We start from the raw sequence: 17,913 nt of genomic DNA, 5'->3' as shown, positions 1-17,913 counted from the left end.
GCCTTTTCACGGTTGGTAGAAACGTGAACAATCTTGGGGCGCAGGACGTGGACGTGGTCGTCATCGGCGCCGGTCAGGCGGGGCTCTCCGCCGCCTACCACCTGCGGCGCGTCGGCCTGGTGCCCGACCGGGACTTCGTGGTCCTGGACCACGCCCCGCGCCCGGGCGGTGCCTGGCAGTTCCGCTGGCCCTCGCTGACCTACGGCAAGGTCCACGGCATGCACAACCTGCCCGGCATGGAGCTGACCGGTGCCGACGACGACCGGCCGTCCTCCGAGGTGATCGGCGCGTACTTCGCCGCGTACGAGGAGCGCTTCGACCTGCGGGTCCACCGGCCGGTGGAGGTCCACGCCGTACGCGAGGCCGACGGCGGCCGGCTGGCGGTCGAGACCTCCGAGGGCGTCTGGTCGGCACGCGCGCTGATCAACGCGACGGGCACCTGGGACCGCCCGTTCTGGCCCCGCTACCCCGGTCAGGAGACGTTCCGGGGGCGCCAGCTGCACACTGCGGACTACCCCGGTCCCGAGCAGTTCGCCGGGCAGCGCGTCGTCGTGGTCGGCGGCGGGGCGTCGGGGACCCAGCACCTGATGGAGATCGCCGAGGTGGCCGCGGAGACCACCTGGGTGACGCGCCGGCCCCCCGTCTTCCGCGAGGGCCCCTTCGACGAGGACGCCGGACGGGCCGCCGTCGCCATGGTCGAGGAGCGCGTGCGGCGCGGGCTGCCGCCGCTGAGCGTCGTGTCGGTGACCGGCCTGCCGTTGACCGACGCCGTCCGGCGGGCCCGCGAGACCGGGGTACTGGAGCGCGAGCCGATGTTCGACCGGATCACGCCGACGGGGGTGGCCTGGGACGACGGCCGGACGGTCGAGGCCGACGTGATCCTGTGGGCGACCGGGTTCCGGGCGGCGATCGACCACCTGGCCCCGCTGCGCCTGCGGGAGCCGGGCGGCGGCATCCGGGTGGAGGGGACCAGGGCCCTACGGGACGAGCGCGTCCACCTCGTCGGCTACGGCCCGTCGGCGTCGACGATCGGGGCGAACCGGGCCGGGCGCGCGGCGGTACGCGAGATCAAGCGCCTTCTGGAGCGCGAACCGGCGCCGGCCTGACGCCGGTGGTCACGCGGCTGGCCACAGGTCAGCCCGTGTCCCTGGCCTCGGGGGCCCGCCGGTGCCGCTCAGGAACCGCGCGGCGAGGGCCGACACCTCGTCAGAAAGGCCAGGTGGGCGGGCCTCAGGGGAGCTCTGCGGGCGCGGGCGCGCCGGGCCGCAGCTCCGCGTCCCTGCGGACCAGTGCGGCGTAGCGGCCGTCGAGGTCGAGGAGCTCCTGGTGGGTGCCGCGCTCGGCGATGCGCCCGGACTCCAGCACGACGATCTGGTCGGCGTCGCGGACCGTCGACAGCCGGTGGGCGATCGTGATGGTGGTGCGTCCGGCGGACAGGGAGTCGATGGCCTGCTGCACGGCCTGCTCGGTGCGGGTGTCAAGGGCACTGGTCGCCTCGTCAAGGATGAGCACGGGCGGGTCGCGCAGGATGGTGCGGGCGATGGCGAGCCGCTGCTTCTCACCGCCCGAGAAGCGGTATCCGCGCTCGCCGACCAGGGTGTCGTAGCCGTCGGGCAGCGAGGCGATGTGGTCGTGGATCTGCGCGGCGCGGGCCGCGGCCTCGATCTCCTCGTCGGTGGCGTCCGGCTTGGCGAAGCGCAGGTTGTCGGCGACGGAGGCGTGGAAGAGGTACGTCTCCTGGGAGACGACGCCGACGGCCTGCGCGAGGGTGTCGAAGTCGAGGTCCCTGACGTCGACGCCGTCGATCGTGACGCGGCCGCCCGTGACGTCGTAGAGCCGGGGCACCAGATAGCTCAGCGTGGACTTGCCGGAACCGGTGGGCCCCACCACGGCCAGGGAGCCGCCCGCCGGCACGGCCAGGTCAATCCGGTCGAGGGTCGGCCGCTCCTGCGCGGCGTCGTAGGCGAAGTCGACCGCTTCGAAGCGGACGTCGCCGCTGATCTTGTCGAGCGGGACGGGCTTCGCGGGCGCGGTGATGTCGACGGACAGGTCGAGGTACTCGAAGATCCGCTGGAAGAGCGCGAGCGACGTCTGCATCTGCACGCCGGTCGACAGCAGGCTGACGGCCGGGCGGAACAGGCCCTGCTGGAGCGAGACGAAGGCGACGAGCGTGCCGATGGAGATCGCCGGGCCGCCCGTCCTGAGCGCGAGACCGGCCGCCCAGTAGATGAGGGCCGGCATGGCCGCCATGACGATGCCGATCGTCGACATCCGCCAGCGGCCCGCCATGCTGGAGCGCACTTCGAGGTCGACGAGCCGCTCGGACTCGTCCGCGAAGGACCGGGTCAGCGAGTCGGCCCGGCCCATGGTGCGGCCGAGGAGGATGCCGCTGACCGACAGGGACTCGGTGACCGTCGCGGCCATCGCCGCCATCTGCTTCTGCCGCTGTGTGATGATCTTCTTGCGCTCACGGCCGACGCGGCGGCTGATCCAGACGAACAGCGGCAGCAGCAACAGCGAGACGGCGGTGAGCCGCCAGTCCAGGGCGAGCATCGCGACGACCGTGGCGACCACGGCCGTGAGGTTGGAGACCAGGGAGGTGGCGGTGGAGGTGACGGTCGCCTGCATGCCGCCGATGTCGTTGGCGATGCGGGACTGGACCTCGCCCGTGCGCGTCTTGGTGAAGAACGCGAGGGGCATGCGCTGGAGCTGTGCGTAGACGCCGGTGCGCAGGTCGTGCATGACGCGCTGGCCGACGGTGGTCGAGATCAGGGTCTGGAGCACTCCGAAGACACTGGTCATCACCGCGGTGGCGATCATGCCGAGGGCGAGCAGACTGAGCAGCCGGGTGCGGCCCTGCGGGATCGCGGTGTCCAGGATCTCGCGGAGCAGGAACGGCGACGCGACGGAGACCAGCGACGACGCGCCGACGAGCAGGCCGACGACGGCGAGCCTGCCGCGATAGGGCCGGAAGAGGCGCAGGATGCGGCGGACGTCCGCGGGCGGCTGGTCGGGGTCCCTGGGCGGCGGAGTCCAGGTCGGGTGCTCGGGGCGCAACGGGCTCCTTCCGGTGGGCGGACGGACGGGGTCGTCCGGTGGACGATGTCCGAGAGCCTAGCTCACTGTTACCTGTATTCACAATGAACAACATCCTGCTAATGTTCCCGCATGAGCACCCCTGATGCCGACGGCCTGCTCGCCGAGCAGCTGCTGCGGCTGACCCGCCGCCTCCACCGCAGCCAGAAGCGCCAGTTGGAGTCCGCCGCCATCTCCATCACCCCGGCGCAGTCGCGCCTGCTGCGGACGGTCGCGCACTACGACCGGCCGCCGCGCATGGCCGACCTCGCGGAGCGCCTGGAGGTGGTGCCGCGCGCCGTGACCAGCCTCGTCGACGGTCTGGAGGCGGGCGGCTGCGTGCGGCGCGTCCCCGACCCGGCCAACCGCAGGGTGACCCGCATCGAGCTCACGGACACCGGCCGCGCCGCGCTCCGGACGCTGCGCGACGCGCGCCGCGCCGCGGCGGAGGACGTGCTCGCGCCGCTCACCGCCGAGCAGCGCGAGGTGCTGGGCGAGCTCCTGTCCACGCTGGTCGACGGGCCGCGCCGGCGCTGCTGAGACTCGCTCGGCAGGGCCCCGCCCGCCTCCGTCACATCAGCACAGGCGCCGGTCCTCCGTCAGCACCCCCTGCACCGTGCGCAGGCTGCGGTCGTAGCAGCCGGCGGAGCCGTGGAGGCGATAGCGCTCGGCCGACGTGCCGACCGCGTGCCGCTGGTCGCGGGGCACGTTCGCCGTGTACGTGGCGTCACCCGTGTACGTGTCGTCCAGGCGCGACCACGACAGCCGCCGGGTGCCCCGGGTGACGGTGGTGTCGGCCTTGTCCGCCAGGGTGAGCACGGTTCGCAGCCGGTCGCCCTCGCCGAGCGTGGTCACCCCGTCCATCTCGTACGTGCGGCGGGTGGTGGTGACAGTGCCTCCCCGGGTGAGCCTCTCGTCGTCGGTCCAGGTGGCCGTGAGCGCGTCGGGATTCTCGCCGTCGCTCCAGCGGTGGACCGAGGTGTTCGCCACGGACCGGGTGACCGTCGTGGTGACCCTGCCGTGCGAGGTGTCGAGGTGCCCGGCGACCGTGAGGCGGTGTTCGCCGCGGGTGTCCAGGCGGTGTTCGGCGCCGGGCGTGTAGGTGGACGAGTTCAGCGGGCGGCTCTCCTCGTGGCGGGTGAGCGCGCCGGTGACGACGTCACGTCCCTCGTCCTGCCACACGAGGACGTTGACGGGGGTGCTCCAGCCGGTCTGCCCCGGCGGCACGCCGACGACGGAGACCTCCAGGCGGTGCGGCCGGCCGTCGTTGAGCAGCGCGGCGAAGGGGGTGAGGTCGTACTGGACGGGCTTGACGTCGAGGGCGCGCGGTCCCGGAACGACGTACCAGAGGAACGGATTGGACCAGCCTCCGGTCCACACGGTCGGGAACGGTGCCGCGATGCCCGCGAGTTGACCGTCCACGCTGATCCGCACCTCCCGATAGGGCCCGTCGGCGGCCTTGCAGGAGTACGGGGCGGCGTCGGGGACGGTCATGTACCAGTACTCCTCGCAGCCGCCGCCCGAGCCGGTCGCGTAGACCTCCGCGACGATGCGTTCGCTGTTGCGCGGAGTGGTGAGGGTGGTGCCGTCGGGGGTCAGCACCCTGTCGGGCGTCTCGGCGGGCCGGGCGCCTCGCCCGGGGGTGTAGAAGGTCAGCGTGACCTTGACGTCGATGACGCCGGTGTACGTCTCGTTGACGACGTTGCCGATCAGCATCTCGACGGGCTGCGCCCGGCGCAGGGTGTCGCTGTATCGGGTGATGTCCTTCTCCACCGACCAGGTGATGCCGTCCGGCGAGGGCTGCGGCGTCGACGTCCGCAGGATCTCGACGCCGCCGATGGCGAGATGGCCGAGCCGGTCGTACTGGCGTCCCTTCACCGATCCTTCGAGCCGCAGCACGACCTTGCTCCAGCGGGTGCCGCAGGCCGGGGGCGGTGCGTAGGCGCCGCGGTAGGGCGTGAAGTCACGGAACTGGGCCTGTGCGACGGTGACTTGGCACGATCTGGTCTCGGGGCGCGCCACGGGCGGGGCGGCGCTGACGGGGTCGTGCCAGTCGGTGCCAAACTCGGCGGGCGGGGTCTCGGCCGCGGCCGCCGGTCCCGTCCCGAGGACCGTCCCGAGGGCGAGGACCACCCCGGTAATCATGGACATGATCTTTCGCTTCATGGGTCAGGAGTGAAGCGTGCGCGGGGTGTGCCGCGCCAGACCCCCGCTGATGGATATTGGCGTGTTCTGTGCTGCCCTGCGCAGAAATTCAATTGCCCGCCGGGGCGGTGAACCGCGAACCTTGCACGGTTTGAACCACATCCTCGCCCTCCACACTCCCTCCTCGACGAGCCCTGGGACGTCATGCAGATTCGCGATCTTCCGTATCCCGATCCAGGAGTACCCGACGTCCGGTCCGGCCCCCGTTTCCTCCTCTGGCTCGGTCTGGGCCAGCTGCGCGGACAGGTCAAGTCCCTGTGCTGGGGCCTGCTGCACTTCGTGTCCGTGATGCGCTGCCGTACGGCGTCGGTATCGCCGTCCAGGCCGTGGTGGAGCGCTCCGCGGCCGGACTGGCCGCGGCGGGCGGCCTGATGGCGCTCGCGACGGCCGGAATCGCCGTGGGCGACACGATGCTGCACCGTACGGCCGTCACCAACTGGATCACGGCCGCCGCGCGCACCCAGCAGCTGCTGGCGCGCAGGACCGCGCAGTTGGGCTCGGCGCTCACCCGCCGTGTCGCGGCGGGTGAGGTCGTCGCGGTGTCGACGGGCGACGTCGAGAAGATCGGCTGGTTCGTCGAGGCGGTCTCCCGCTTCCTGGCGGCGGCCGTCACGGTCGTGGTCGTCTGCGTCGCCCTGCTGGTCTACCAGCCGGCGCTCGGTGTGCTGGTCGCGATCGGGGTGCCGGTGCTGGCTCTCGGCGTGCTGCCGCTGCTGCCGCGCGCGACCCGGCTCGCGGACACGCAGCGCGAGAAGGCGGGCAGGGCCACCGAGCTGGCCTCCGACACGGTCGCGGGCCTTCGGGTGCTGCGCGGCATCGGCGGCGAGGAGCTGTTCCTGGCCCGCTACCGCCGCGCCTCCCAGGAGGTGCGCAGGGCGGCCGTGCGCAGTGCCCGTATGTGGTCGCTGATCGCGGCCGTGCAGGTGCTGCTGCCGGGCCTTCTGATCATCGCGGTCGTTCACCACGGCGTCGGGCTGGTCGGCGACGGCCGTATCGCGGTGGGCGAACTGGTCACCGCGTACAGCGCGGTGATGCTGCTGGCCTACCCGCTGCGGCACTTCGAGGAGATCGCCATGGCGTACTCCTTCTCGCGCCCGTCGGCCCGCCGGGCGGCGCGGGTGCTGTCACTGGAGCGGCCCACGAACGGCACGGGCGCCGACGCGGCGGCAACGGCGGGTGATGTGTACGACCCGGCCACCGGAGTGCACGCGCCCGCCGGCCTCCTGACCGCGGTCGTGTGCGGCGACCCGGACGCCGCCGGCCGGCTGGCCGAACGGCTCGGCGGACACCCGGCGGAACCGGAGGGTCTGCCGTCCGTGCTGCTCGGCGGCGTCGCCCTGGACGACCTGCCGCTGGACGCCGCGCGGGCGGCCGTCCTCGTCCAGGACAAGGACCCGGTCCTGCTGTCCGGGACGCTGACCGAGCTGCTCGACGTGCCCGCGTCAGGTGGGGTGTCGGCGGCGGACGCGCTCGCGGCCGCCGAGTGCGGCGACGTCCTCGCCGCACTCGCGCAGGCGTCGCTCGACGGGGGCCCCATGGGGGCGCCGATCACCGAGCGCGGCCGCTCCCTGTCCGGCGGCCAGCGCCAGCGCCTGGCGCTCGCGCGCTCGCTGGTGACGGACCCCGAGGTGCTGGTGCTCGACGAACCGACGTCGGCCGTCGACTCGCACACCGAGGCGCGGATCGCCGACGGACTGCGGTCGCTGCGGTCCGGGCGTACGACGGTCGTCTTCACGTCCTCGCCGCTGCTGCTGGACCGCGCCGACCGGGTCGTCCTGGTCCACGACGGCGCGACGGCGGCGGTGGGCCCGCACCGCGAACTGCTGCACAAGGAACCGCGGTACCGCGCGGTCGTCACCCGCGAGACCGACGAGGAACAGCTCTCCTCGGTCCACGTATCGGGCGACCGCGCCCTCACCACCGCGATCGACATCGAGGAGACGGCATGATCGGCGTGGTGCCACCGGACTACGACCCGGCGGCTCCCCAGACGGCGACGACCCTGCCGGTGGGGTCACCCGCGACGGTGCGGGCGTACGTGGCCGGGCTGCTGCGCCGCCACCGCCGGGCCTTCGCGCTCCTCGTGCTCGTCAACACCGTGGCCGTCGTGGCCTCGATGGCCGGCCCGTGGCTGCTCGGCTCGCTCGTGGAGCGGGCGGCGGACGGAGCGCGCGAGCTCCATCTGGAGCGGACGGTCGCGCTGTTCGCGGTGGCGCTGGTGATCCAGGCCGCGTTCGTGCGCCTGGTACGGCTGCGGGGCGCGATGCTCGGTGAACGGATGCTGGCGGACCTGCGCGAGGACTTCCTCGTACGGTCGGTCGGGCTGCCGCCCGGCGTGCTGGAGCGGGCCGGGACGGGCGATCTGCTGTCCCGTATCACCACGGACATCGACCGGCTGGCGAACGCGATGCGCGAGGCGGTCCCACAGCTGACGATCGGTGTGTTCTGGATCGTGCTGCTGCTCGGCGGGCTGACGGTGACCGCGCCGCCGCTGGCGCCCGCGGTGCTCGTGGCGGTGCCGGTGCTGGTGATCGGCTGCCGCTGGTACTTCCGGCGGGCGCCCTCCGCCTACCGCTCGGAGGCAGCTGGCTACGCGGCCGTGGCCGCCGTGCTGGCCGAGACCGTCGACGCGGGCCGCACCGTGGAGGCGCACCGCCTCGGGGCCCGCCGGGTGGCGCTCTCCGACCGGCGGATCAAGGAGTGGACGGCGTGGGAGCGGTACACGCTCTACCTGCGCTCCGTGCTCTTCCCGGTCCTCAACGTCACGCACGCGACCGTGCTCGGTTCCGTGCTCATGATCGGCGGCGTGTTCGTCCTCCAGGGCTGGATCGGCATCGGGCAGCTGACCACGGGCGCGCTGATCGCCCAGATGATGGTCGACCCCGTGAACCTGATCCTGCGCTGGTACGACGAGCTCCAGGTCGCCCAGGTGTCGCTGGGACGGCTCGTCGGCGTGCGGGAGATCGAGCCGGACGCGGGCGACGGGGCGGTGCGCCCGGAGGGTCGCGACGTACGCGCGGACGGGGTCCACTTCGGGTACCGGGAGGGCGTCGACGTGCTGCACCGCGTCTCGATGGACGTGGCTCCCGGCACCCGGCTGGCGCTCGTCGGCCCCTCGGGCGCGGGCAAGTCCACGCTGGGCCGGCTGCTCGCGGGCATCTACGCCCCGCGCACCGGCCGGGTCACGCTGGGCGCGGCCGAGCTGTCCCGGATGCCGGCGGAACGGGTGCGCGAGCACGTCGCGCTGGTCAACCAGGAGCACCACGTCTTCGTGGGTTCGCTGCGGGACAACCTGCTCCTCGCCCGTACGTCGGCGGAGGACGCCGAGCTGTGGGCGGCGCTCGGGGCGGTCGACGCGGACGGGTGGGCACGGGCGCTGTCCGACGGCCTGGACACCGAGGTCGGCTCGGGCGGTGTCCCGCTCACCCCGGCCCAGGCCCAGCAGATCGCGCTGGCCCGCCTGGTGCTGGCGGACCCGCACACGCTCGTCCTGGACGAGGCGACGTCGCTGCTGGACCCGCGGGCGGCCCGCCACCTGGAGCGCTCGCTGTCGCGGGTGCTGGAGGGCCGCACGGTGGTGGCGATCGCGCACCGGCTGCACACGGCGCACGATGCGGACGTGATCGCGGTGGTGGAGAACGGCCGGATCAGTGAACTGGGCAGTCACGACGAGCTGGTGTCGGCCGAGGGGGCGTACGCGGCGCTGTGGCGGTCCTGGCACGGATAGTCTCCACGGACTCCGCGGGCTCCGCGCACTCCACGGACTCCGCGCACTCCACGGACCTCGCGAGCGCCGTCGGCGCCCCGGTCAGCCGCGGGCGAGGCGGCGGCGGAGCGGGATCGCCAGCAGCCACCAGAGCTGGGCGACGACGGGCGAGACGAGGGTGAGGGGGATCGACGTGGCGAAGACGGCCACCATGACCGCGCCCTCGATGACGGGAATGCGCAGGCTCTCCCGCGACACTCCCGGAGCGGCCAGGGCCGGCCGACGGTGGACCCTGAGCGCCATCGCGGTGAGCAGTGCCGCGGCGAGCGCGATGGAGCTCGCGTAGACCGCCGTCCCCAGCGGGGTGTCCCCGTACTCGCTGATCAGCCGGGTCGGGAACGGCAGCCCCGCGATCATGGCCAGCAGCGCCAGATAGAGGTACAGCAGCCACGAGTCGAGCCGGGCGATCCGGGAGAACAGTGCGTGGTGGTTCACCCACAGCACCCCGATGACGACGAAGCTGAGCAGGAACGCGCCCACGTCGGCGAGGGTCTTGTCGAGCGCGCCGACGAGCTCCGCGGCGGACAGACCGTCCGGCACGGTCATGTCGAGGGCGAGCAGCGTGATCGCGATGGCGAAGACGGCGTCCCCGAAGGCGAGCAGCCGATCCCGCCCGATGACGGTGTCCGCGTCCTCGTCCTGGTGCCGTCCGCTTCCGGCTTCGCCCACGCCCGGGACGCTACCGGCGAGCGCCCCCGTCGGCAGCCGGTGTTGCCCCGGATGGAGCCCGGAGACCCTAGATCACATTCAGCGCCGCCGCGCCGCCCACGCCGCCCAGCAGCATGAACGCCGGCATCAGCACCTTCAGCTCCACCCAGCTGCCCGCCCGGAACCGCAGGCCCTTCGGCGGGCCCACCGGGTACCAGCGCTTGCCGGACACCGGGATCGGCCACAGGATCGGGCAGCCGGAGACCGTCAGCGCGTCGCCGATGTCGTGGACGAGGGCGCCGAGCACGATCGGCAGGCCGAGCCACAGGTACTCCTGCCCGGGCGCGGTGAACAGCCAGTCCGCCCCATTGCCCGGCTTGTCCAGCACGCCCGCCAGGATCCACGCGCTCGTCGCGCCCAGCAGCCACACCAGGACGTCGCTGGAGACGCGCGCGGCCCGCCAGAGCAGGCCCTCGACCGCGAGCACCATGTGGACGAACAGGATCGCGAGCACGGCCCACCGGCCGCCCATGATCGCCAGGACTGATGCGCCGGCGCCGATCAGCACCGCCCACAGCCAGGTGTGCGTCAGCGTCCGGTGACCGCCGGTCCTGCGCTTGTCCCCCGGCTTCTTCGTCGCCTTGTAGACCGCGTACGAGAGCTTGTCGACGATCTCGCACAGCCCGCGCGAGACCGGACCGAAGGCGCGGGAGATCGTCGCCGCCTTGTGGTCGAGGTCCGGCGCGAGCGCCGCGCCCGCGCAGATCAGCGCTCCGACGACGAGCACGGGCCACGGCATCGCGTGGCCGGCGGCGGCCGTTGCCGCCCCCACCCCCAGCCAGGCAGCCGCCCCGGACAGCGAGTGCGCCGGTCCCATCATGTGTGTTCCCGCCCCATTGACTTGTGCTGAACCCCAGTTGGCAGGGCAGCGTACCGTTCGTGATCTTCGGTGCGGCGGCCGGTTCCCTCATCCGGGCGGAAGCCAGGCAAGATGGGGGCGTGACCCTTATCGATCAGCTGCCGCCCCACGCCGACCCCGATGCCCTCTTCGACGCCTTCTCCTCCTGGACCCAGGAGCGGGGCATCACGCTGTACCCGGCTCAGGAGGAGGCCCTGATCGAGGTGGTCTCGGGGGCGAACGTGATCCTGTCCACCCCCACGGGCTCCGGGAAGAGCCTGGTCGCGGCGGGTGCGCACTTCACAGCGCTGGCCCATGACCAGGTCACCTTCTACACGGCGCCGATCAAGGCCCTGGTGTCGGAGAAGTTCTTCGACCTGTGCAAGCTGTTCGGCACGGAGAACGTCGGCATGCTGACGGGCGACGCGTCGGTCAACGCCGACGCCCCCGTGATCTGCTGCACCGCCGAGGTGCTCGCCTCGATCGCGCTGCGTGACGGCAAGGACGCCGACATCGGCCAGGTCGTGATGGACGAGTTCCACTTCTACGCGGAGCCGGACCGCGGCTGGGCCTGGCAGATCCCGCTGCTGGAACTGCCGCAGGCGCAGTTCGTCCTGATGTCGGCGACGCTCGGCGACGTGTCGATGTTCGAGAAGGACCTCACGCGCCGCACCGGGCGCCCCACGTCCGTGGTCCGCTCCGCGACGCGCCCGGTCCCGCTCTCGTACGAGTATCGGCTGACGCCGATCACGGAGACGCTGACCGAGCTCCTGGAGACCAAGCAGGCGCCGGTCTACATCGTCCACTTCACCCAGGCGCAGGCCGTCGAGCGGGCGCAGTCGCTGATGAGCATCAACATGTGCTCGCGCGAGGATAAGGACCAGATCGCCGAGCTGATCGGCAACTTCCGCTTCACCACCAAGTTCGGCAGGAACCTGTCCCGTTACGTACGCCACGGCATCGGCGTGCACCACGCGGGCATGCTGCCCAAGTACCGGCGCCTGGTCGAGAAGCTGGCCCAGGCGGGTCTGCTGAAGGTCATCTGCGGCACGGACACGCTCGGCGTCGGGGTCAACGTCCCCATCCGCACGGTGCTGTTCACCGCGCTCACCAAGTACGACGGCAACCGGGTGCGGACGCTGCGGGCGCGTGAGTTCCACCAGATCGCGGGCCGCGCCGGCCGCGCGGGCTTCGACACGGCGGGCTTCGTGGTCGCCCAGGCGCCGGAGCACGTCATCGAGAACGAGAAGGCGCTCGCGAAGGCGGGCGACGACCCGAAGAAGCGCCGCAAGGTGGTGCGCAAGAAGGCGCCCGAGGGCTTCGTGGGCTGGACGGAGAACAGCTTCGAGAAGCTGATCGCCTCCGAGCCGGAGCCGCTGACCTCGCGCTTCCGTGTCACCCACACCATGCTGCTGTCGGTCATCGCCCGTCCGGGCAACGCGTTCGAGGCGATGCGCAAGCTGCTCGAGGACAACCACGAGCCGCGCCGGAACCAGCTGCGGCACATCCGGCGGGCGATCGCGATCTACCGCTCCCTGCTGGACGGCGGGGTCGTCGAGCAGCTCGACGCGCCCGACGCCGAGGGGCGCACGATCCGGCTCACCGTCGACCTCCAGCAGGACTTCGCCCTCAACCAGCCGCTGTCGACGTTCGCGCTCGCCGCGTTCGAGCTGCTGGACCCGGAGTCGCCGTCGTACGCGCTCGACATGGTCTCGGTCGTCGAGTCGACGCTCGACGACCCGCGCCAGATCCTGGCCGCCCAGCAGAACAAGGCGCGCGGCGAGGCCGTGGGCGCGATGAAGGCGGACGGCGTCGAGTACGAGGAGCGGATGGAGCGGCTCCAGGACATCTCGTACCCGAAGCCGCTCGAAGAGCTGCTCTGGCACGCGTACAACACGTACAAGAAGTCGCACCCGTGGGTCGGCGACCACCCGGTGTCGCCGAAGTCGGTCATCCGTGACATGTACGAACGCGCGCTGTCCTTCACGGAGTTCACGTCCTTCTACGAGCTGGCCCGCACCGAGGGCATCGTGCTGCGCTATCTGGCGAGCGCGTACAAGGCGCTGGACCACACCATCCCGGACGACATCAAGACCGAGGACCTCGAGGATCTGACCGCCTGGCTGGGCGAGATGGTCCGCCAGGTCGACTCCAGCCTGCTGGACGAGTGGGAGCAGCTGGCGAACCCCGAGGTGGAGACGGCCGAGGAGGCGCAGGAGAAGGCCGACCAGGTCAAGCCGGTCACGGCGAACGCCCGCGCCTTCCGCGTCCTGGTCCGCAACGCCATGTTCCGCCGGGTGGAGCTCGCCGCGCTCGACCAGGTCGGCGAACTGGGCGAGATGGACGCCGAGTCCGGGTGGGACGAGGAGGCGTGGGGCGAGGCGATGGACGCCTACTGGGACGAGTACGACGATCTGGGCACCGGCCCGGACGCCCGCGGCCCGAAGCTCCTCGCCATCGAGGAGGAACCGGCGCACGGTCTGTGGCGTGTGCGCCAGACGTTCGCCGACCCGAACGGCGACCATGACTGGGGCATCAGCGCGGAGGTCGATCTGGCGGCCTCCGACGAGGAGGGCCGGGCGGTCGTGCGCGTCACGTCCGTCGGCCAGCTCTGAACCGCACCGAGAGGACGACCCGTCATGACGAATCCGGCCGATCGGCTGGTCGATCTGCTCGACCTGGAGCAGATCGAGGTCAACATCTTCCGTGGGCGCAGCCCCGAGGAGTCGCTGCAGCGCGTCTTCGGCGGGCAGGTCGCGGGCCAGGCGCTGGTCGCGGCCGGCCGGACGACGGACGGCCGGCGCCCGGTGCACTCGCTGCACGCTTACTTCCTGCGGCCCGGTGTTCCGGGCGTGCCGATCGTCTACCAGGTCGAACGGGTCCGGGACGGCCGGTCGTTCACCACGCGCCGCACGACCGCCGTCCAGCAGGGCAAGACGATCTTCAATCTGACGGCGTCGTTCCACCGCCCGGAGCCGGGCAGCATCGAGCACCAGCTGCCGCCGCGGCACGTGCCCGCCCCGGAGACGCTGCCGATGCTCGTGGACGAGATCCGCGATCATCTGGGCGCGCTGCCCGAGTCGCTGGAGCGGATGGCCCGGCGGCAGCCGTTCGACATCCGCTACGTCGACCGGCTGCGCTGGACCCGCGAGGAGCTGAAGGACGCGGACCCGCGCAGCGCGGTGTGGATGCGCGCCGTGGGGCCGCTGGGCGACGACCCGCTGGTGCACATGTGCGCGCTCACCTACGGGAGCGACATGACGCTCCTGGACGCGGTGCGCATCCCGGTCGAGCCGCTGTGGGGACCGCGCGGCTTCGACATGGCGTCGTTGGACCACGCGATGTGGTTCCACCGTCCGTTCCGGGCGGACGAGTGGTTCCTGTACGACCAGGAGTCCCCGATCTCCACGGGCGGCCGCGGCCTCGCGCGCGGCCGGATCTACAACCGGGAGGGTCAGCTGCTGGTGTCGGTGGTACAGGAGGGTCTGTTCCGGCCGGTGTAACGGGTCAGCAGCATGTCCCGGTGCCCGGGCCCGTCGGCCCCGCCCCCCTCCCGCCGACCGGACCGCGCCGTCGATAGGCCGGGGTTGTCGGGCGTATTCGGCAATCGGGCGTTGTGACGGCCCTCTGTCGTCGGAGAGCCTGGCCGGGTCCGGCAGTGGTGCCGACGTGGTCCAGCGAAGGGGAGGGCATGGCTCAGTCACAGCACCTTCGGCTCAACTTCATCGACGGACGGTGGGTCCCGGCCGAGTCGGGACTGACCAGGGAGAACATCAATCCGGCCGATGTCGCCGACCGCATCGGCGAGTTCGCCGTCTGTGCGGCGGCGGCCGGGAGGAACGGGAGGGGTTGCCGCAGGGGTGCTACGTGCAGCCGACGGTGATCCGGGACGTGCCGTGGGACAGCGAGCTCGCCCAGGAGGAGGTGTTCGGCCCGGTGCTGGCCGTCGGCGACGCGGACGGGTTCGACGACGCGCTGCGCATCGCGAACGCGGTGAGGTACGGGATGAGCGGGACGGTGTTCACGGCGTCCCAGGCGCGGGCGTTCGAGGCAGTGGAACGGTTCGAGGCGGGATGCTGCACGTGAACCGTCCGGGCGTGGGCGCGTACGCGCATCCGCCGCACACCGGCGCGAAGGCGTCCCAGTACGGGCCGCCGGAGTGCTCGCCCGAGGTCTGGGAGTTCTACACCGCGTGGCATTCGGCCTGTATCGGCTACTGAGGGCTGCGGCGCACCACGGCGAAGCAGGCGCCGGGAGGGCGACGGGACGTCCCTCCCCCGTCGGCGTGGGAGAGGGCGTCCCGGACCCCGGCCGGATCACATGCCGAGCGCGCGGCGCAGGCCCCCTCGGTCGGTTCCCAGTTTGGTGAAGACCGCGGACAGCAGTTTCGCCACGGCGTGCTCGCCGATGCCGAGCTCGGCGGCGATCGCCGCGTTGTCGAGTCCGAGCGCGGCGTGGCGGGCTGCCACGCTCTCCGCTTCGGAGAGCGTGTCCCACTCCGTGACCTGGCGGCGACGCGGGCGCAGTCCGGCGGCGGCGAGCTCGGTTCGGGCGCGGGTGGCGAGGGCTTCGGCGCCGCAGCCGGTCGCGGCTTCCATGCCGGAGTAGAGCTGGTCGGCGGCGCGCTCCAGGTCGCCGACGGCGTGCAGGGCGGTGCCGTGGTCGACGAGCGCGTAAGCGAGTTCGTACGCGGCCGGGGACCTCTCGAGGTGCTCGACGGCTTCCTGGAGGAGAACGACCGCCTCGGCCGGATCGGTCGTCGCCGCCTGGACGCGCAGTGCGTGACCGATGACGCCGGCGGTGCCGAACGCGCGGGCGCGGGCAACGGCCTCTTGCGCGGTCGCACGGGCCTTCTCGGGGTGATGCCTGGCCTGTGCCAGGGCGAGGTCGAGCTGCCAGGGGCTCCAGGAGGGGTTGCGGGTGCCTCGGCTGTCGAGGCGCTGGCCGGCTTCGGCGAGCTGCCGCTCCGCCTCGTCGCTCATGCCGCGGGCCAGGAGGAGCTTTCCCCAGACGGCTTGGGGGTCGGGGTAGACGACCGAGTTGGGGAAGCCCTTTCCGAAGTCGTAGGCGTCCGCGACGCGCTGGGCCTCGGCGGTGTGTCCGTGGGCGAGCTGGGTCTCGATGAGGGTGCCGACCGCCTGCCACTGCGCGGGGATCCCGCGCCCCACCCGGTCGGCGATCTCAAGTCCCTGGCGTGCGAAGTCCTCCGCTTCGGTGAGCCGTCCGCGCCGGTAGCGGACGTAGCCGAGCAGGGTGTAGGCGAAGGACAGGTGCGCGCCGCGCCATCCTCGTGCTTCGAACTCGGTGATGGCGTCGTTGAACAGTTCTTCGGCCCTGCCCGGCTGATCGCAGTACATGAGGGTGAGAGCGATGACGGCCGGCACCTCGAACCCGAAGTCCTGGTCGGTCCAGCGCAGGCCGCCGCCCAGCGCCCGTTCCGCGTACTGCAGCGCCCTGGCCGAGGGTTCGCCGCGCATCACGCAGTCCCAGCCCCGGAGCCCGAGGATCTGGCGTTCGGCCTGGCTGCGGCCGGTGAGGCGCTTCGCGAACTGGGCCAGCAGCCGGGAGCGGGCCGGCGAGTCCTGCTCGTCGACTCGGACCGCGTTCCATTTGAACTGCTCGGCCTGCATACGCAGTTTGGCGCGGGCGCTGGAGGTGCGGCGAGCCTCGTCCGCGAGGAGTTCGGTCGCCTGCGCCAACTGCCCGGTGTGGGCGAGGGCTTGGGCGAGCCGGTAGATGACGGCTTCCCGTAGGTCCTGTTCGATCTCGGGCTCTTCCAGTGCGGCCCGCAGGTGGTTGACGGTGGTGGCGGGTTCGTGGAGGAGACCGGCTGATCCGAGTTCGAACAGCACCTGGGCGCGGTCCTCCGGAATCGGCGGTTCACGCAGAGCGCGGGCCAGATAGCGGCGGGCGGCGTCGGGAGCTCCGGCGGAGAAGTTCTGCCGGGCGGCCTGGCGCAGATGCTGCACGACCCAGGTGTCGCCCTCCGGGTGCATCTCCAGCATGTGGCGGGCGGCGGCTCCGGCGCCGAGGCCGGCGTCGATCACGGCCTTCGCCGCCATGCCGTGCATGGCGACGCGTACGCCCGGAGGGATGGACCGGTACACGGCGGTGGCGATCAGCGGGTGGAAGAACTCCACGACCTCGTCGCGCTTCACCGTGGTCAGGACCGTCAGGATGCGCGCGGCGTGCAGTTGGTCGATGGCCTCGTTGATCTGCGCGTCGCCGAGCGCGGCGACGCTCGCCGCGATCCTTGTGGAGATGCCGGTGCCCAGCACCGCGGCGGCCCATGCGAGCCGGACGGTGGAGGGACCGAACTGTTCGAGCCGTTCGATAAGCCCGCTGCCCTTGACGGCCGAGGCCAGGTCACGGAGGTGGGGCAGGTTGTCCCGATGCGGCTTCAGGCCACGGTCGCGGGCCTTCGCAATGAGTTCGACGACCTCGAACGGGTTTCCGCTGGTGATCGCCCAGCACTCCCGGCAGAACAGGTCGTCGGCGCCGTCGCCGAGGGCGCCGCGCACTATGCGCGCCACCGCACTCGATGTGAGGGGCTCCAGCCGGTGCGGGCGTGCCCCGTGGCGCGAGGCCAGGGTGTGCAGCACGGTGGCGTCGGCGGGGAGCTCGTCCGGCCTGCACGCCACGACGATCAGCATGCCCAGTTCCTGGGCGCGTGCGGCGAAGGCAGTGAGCCACGCCAGGGATTCCGCGTCTGCCCAGTGCGCGTCGTCGAGGATCAGCACGACGGGCGTGGAGCGCACCGACAGCCGGGTGACGACCCAGTCGAGACCGTCACGCACGCCCTGGGGGTCGGGTGCGGTGCCGTCCCGCGGGGCGGTCAGACCGATCGCCGGTGCGACGATGCCGTACCAGTGCCCCAGGATCTCGCGGTGCTCGCCCTCGCTCATGGCGGCGACCGTGGGCTGGATGAGCTGGCGCACCACGTGGAACGGCACCTGCCTCTCCTGCTCGCCGCCCCGCGCGGACAGCACCGTGCAGCCGCGTTCGGTGGCGTGTCGGCGGACTTCGGCGAGCAGGGTGGTCTTGCCCATCCCGGCTGGTGCCGCGAAGACGAGCACGCCGCCCCGTCGCGCTCCCGAGCCGTTGGCCGAGGACCCGTACAACTCGTCCAACGCATGCCGGATCGCGTGCACTTCGGCTTCCCGTTCGAGAATGGGCTGATGAGCCCACCCTTGCTGCTCCACGGCCTGTGTCACCTCATGCCCCCTCCAGCGCCTGCGCCGAGTGTACGGATAGAACGGTGGGGTGATACTCCTTGCGACCATTTTCAGGGAATTCGGCCACTCATTCGTGGGCGGGCCTG

At 72.0% G+C, this 17,913-nt stretch carries 13 protein-coding genes and 1 pseudogene; 9 read left to right on the top strand and 5 right to left on the bottom strand.

From position 1 onward, the window contains the following. Nucleotides 1–23: 23 nt before the first annotated feature. Complete coding sequence (locus ACLB9X_RS30795; RefSeq protein WP_410363711.1) at nucleotides 24–1,106, top strand: NAD(P)-binding domain-containing protein; 1,083 nt, start codon at nucleotides 24–26, stop codon at nucleotides 1,104–1,106. Nucleotides 1,107–1,230: 124 nt separating this feature from the next. On the opposite strand, the gene ACLB9X_RS30790 is transcribed toward ACLB9X_RS30795, so the two are convergent. Continuing rightward, on the bottom strand, nucleotides 1,231–3,057 hold the full coding sequence (locus ACLB9X_RS30790; protein ID WP_410363710.1) for an ABC transporter ATP-binding protein: 1,827 nt from the start codon (nucleotides 3,055–3,057) through the stop codon (nucleotides 1,231–1,233). A gap of 111 nt (nucleotides 3,058–3,168) precedes the next feature. On the opposite strand from ACLB9X_RS30790, the gene ACLB9X_RS30785 reads away from it, so the two are divergent. Then, entirely contained in the window at nucleotides 3,169–3,615 is a 447-nt protein-coding gene (locus tag ACLB9X_RS30785) for a MarR family winged helix-turn-helix transcriptional regulator (RefSeq protein WP_410363709.1), read from the top strand. 36 nt (nucleotides 3,616–3,651) lie between these two features. Here ACLB9X_RS30785 and ACLB9X_RS30780 read toward each other — a convergent pair whose 3' ends face one another. Continuing rightward, the gene (locus ACLB9X_RS30780; RefSeq protein ID WP_410363708.1) at nucleotides 3,652–5,241 is read right to left on the bottom strand and encodes a peptide-N4-asparagine amidase; all 1,590 of its coding nucleotides are present in this window, start codon (nucleotides 5,239–5,241) and stop codon (nucleotides 3,652–3,654) included. A gap of 183 nt (nucleotides 5,242–5,424) precedes the next feature. On the opposite strand from ACLB9X_RS30780, the pseudogene ACLB9X_RS30775 reads away from it, so the two are divergent. Both ACLB9X_RS30775 and ACLB9X_RS30770 read left to right on the top strand, forming a co-directional pair. Beyond that, nucleotides 5,425–7,229, top strand: a pseudogene (locus tag ACLB9X_RS30775) (ABC transporter transmembrane domain-containing protein). Further along, nucleotides 7,226–9,007 carry an ABC transporter ATP-binding protein gene (locus ACLB9X_RS30770; protein ID WP_410363707.1) on the top strand — a complete coding sequence of 594 codons (1,782 nt, stop codon included), beginning with the start codon at nucleotides 7,226–7,228 and terminating at the stop codon, nucleotides 9,005–9,007. Before ACLB9X_RS30775 ends, ACLB9X_RS30770 begins: the two are co-directional and overlap by 4 nt. 81 nt (nucleotides 9,008–9,088) lie before the next feature. Here the strand turns inward: ACLB9X_RS30770 and ACLB9X_RS30765 are convergent, their stop codons facing one another. Both ACLB9X_RS30765 and ACLB9X_RS30760 read right to left on the bottom strand, forming a co-directional pair. Further along, entirely contained in the window at nucleotides 9,089–9,715 is a 627-nt protein-coding gene (locus ACLB9X_RS30765; protein WP_410363706.1) for a TMEM175 family protein, read from the bottom strand. Between the two features lie 67 nt (nucleotides 9,716–9,782). Next, entirely contained in the window at nucleotides 9,783–10,574 is a 792-nt protein-coding gene (locus ACLB9X_RS30760; RefSeq protein ID WP_410363705.1) for a metal-dependent hydrolase, read from the bottom strand. Between the two features lie 59 nt (nucleotides 10,575–10,633). Between ACLB9X_RS30760 and ACLB9X_RS30755 the strand changes: the two genes are divergently transcribed. The 5 genes from ACLB9X_RS30755 to ACLB9X_RS30735 all read left to right on the top strand — a co-directional run bounded on the left by ACLB9X_RS30755 (nucleotide 10,634) and on the right by ACLB9X_RS30735 (nucleotide 14,812). Beyond that, nucleotides 10,634–13,207: a DEAD/DEAH box helicase gene (locus ACLB9X_RS30755; protein ID WP_410363704.1), complete on the top strand. Its 2,574-nt coding sequence runs from the start codon at nucleotides 10,634–10,636 to the stop codon at nucleotides 13,205–13,207. Between the two features lie 24 nt (nucleotides 13,208–13,231). Next, nucleotides 13,232–14,095 carry an acyl-CoA thioesterase gene (locus ACLB9X_RS30750; protein ID WP_410363703.1) on the top strand — a complete coding sequence of 288 codons (864 nt, stop codon included), beginning with the start codon at nucleotides 13,232–13,234 and terminating at the stop codon, nucleotides 14,093–14,095. A gap of 188 nt (nucleotides 14,096–14,283) precedes the next feature. Further along, complete coding sequence (locus ACLB9X_RS30745; RefSeq protein WP_410363702.1) at nucleotides 14,284–14,475, top strand: hypothetical protein; 192 nt, start codon at nucleotides 14,284–14,286, stop codon at nucleotides 14,473–14,475. Then, the gene (locus tag ACLB9X_RS30740) at nucleotides 14,460–14,678 is read left to right on the top strand and encodes an aldehyde dehydrogenase family protein (protein WP_410363701.1); all 219 of its coding nucleotides are present in this window, start codon (nucleotides 14,460–14,462) and stop codon (nucleotides 14,676–14,678) included. Before ACLB9X_RS30745 ends, ACLB9X_RS30740 begins: the two co-directional genes overlap by 16 nt. Next, entirely contained in the window at nucleotides 14,675–14,812 is a 138-nt protein-coding gene (locus ACLB9X_RS30735; RefSeq protein ID WP_410363700.1) for a hypothetical protein, read from the top strand. The genes ACLB9X_RS30740 and ACLB9X_RS30735 overlap by 4 nt, the downstream gene beginning before the upstream one ends. A gap of 96 nt (nucleotides 14,813–14,908) precedes the next feature. Here the strand turns inward: ACLB9X_RS30735 and ACLB9X_RS30730 are convergent, their stop codons facing one another. Next, nucleotides 14,909–17,794, bottom strand: a complete 2,886-nt coding sequence (locus ACLB9X_RS30730; protein ID WP_410363699.1) for an ATP-binding protein — start codon at nucleotides 17,792–17,794, stop codon at nucleotides 14,909–14,911. Between the last annotated feature and the right edge of the window lie 119 nt (nucleotides 17,795–17,913).

Origin of the sequence: Streptomyces sp. 5K101 (assembly GCF_046506645.1) — a bacterium.
Classification (GTDB): Bacteria; Actinomycetota; Actinomycetes; order Streptomycetales; family Streptomycetaceae; genus Streptomyces.
This window is presented reverse-complemented; position numbering and strand designations above follow the sequence as displayed.

Bases quoted from the DNA above. Each gene is read 5' to 3' on its own strand.
- ACLB9X_RS30785 (WP_410363709.1), top strand. From the start codon at position 3,169: ATGAGCACCCCTGATGCCGACGGCCTGCTCGCCGAGCAGCTGCTGCGG.
- ACLB9X_RS30780 (WP_410363708.1), bottom strand. From the start codon at position 5,241: ATGAAGCGAAAGATCATGTCCATGATTACCGGGGTGGTCCTCGCCCTC.
- ACLB9X_RS30770 (WP_410363707.1), top strand. From the start codon at position 7,226: ATGATCGGCGTGGTGCCACCGGACTACGACCCGGCGGCTCCCCAGACG.
- ACLB9X_RS30760 (WP_410363705.1), bottom strand. From the start codon at position 10,574: ATGATGGGACCGGCGCACTCGCTGTCCGGGGCGGCTGCCTGGCTGGGG.
- ACLB9X_RS30750 (WP_410363703.1), top strand. From the start codon at position 13,232: ATGACGAATCCGGCCGATCGGCTGGTCGATCTGCTCGACCTGGAGCAG.
- ACLB9X_RS30745 (WP_410363702.1), top strand. From the start codon at position 14,284: ATGGCTCAGTCACAGCACCTTCGGCTCAACTTCATCGACGGACGGTGG.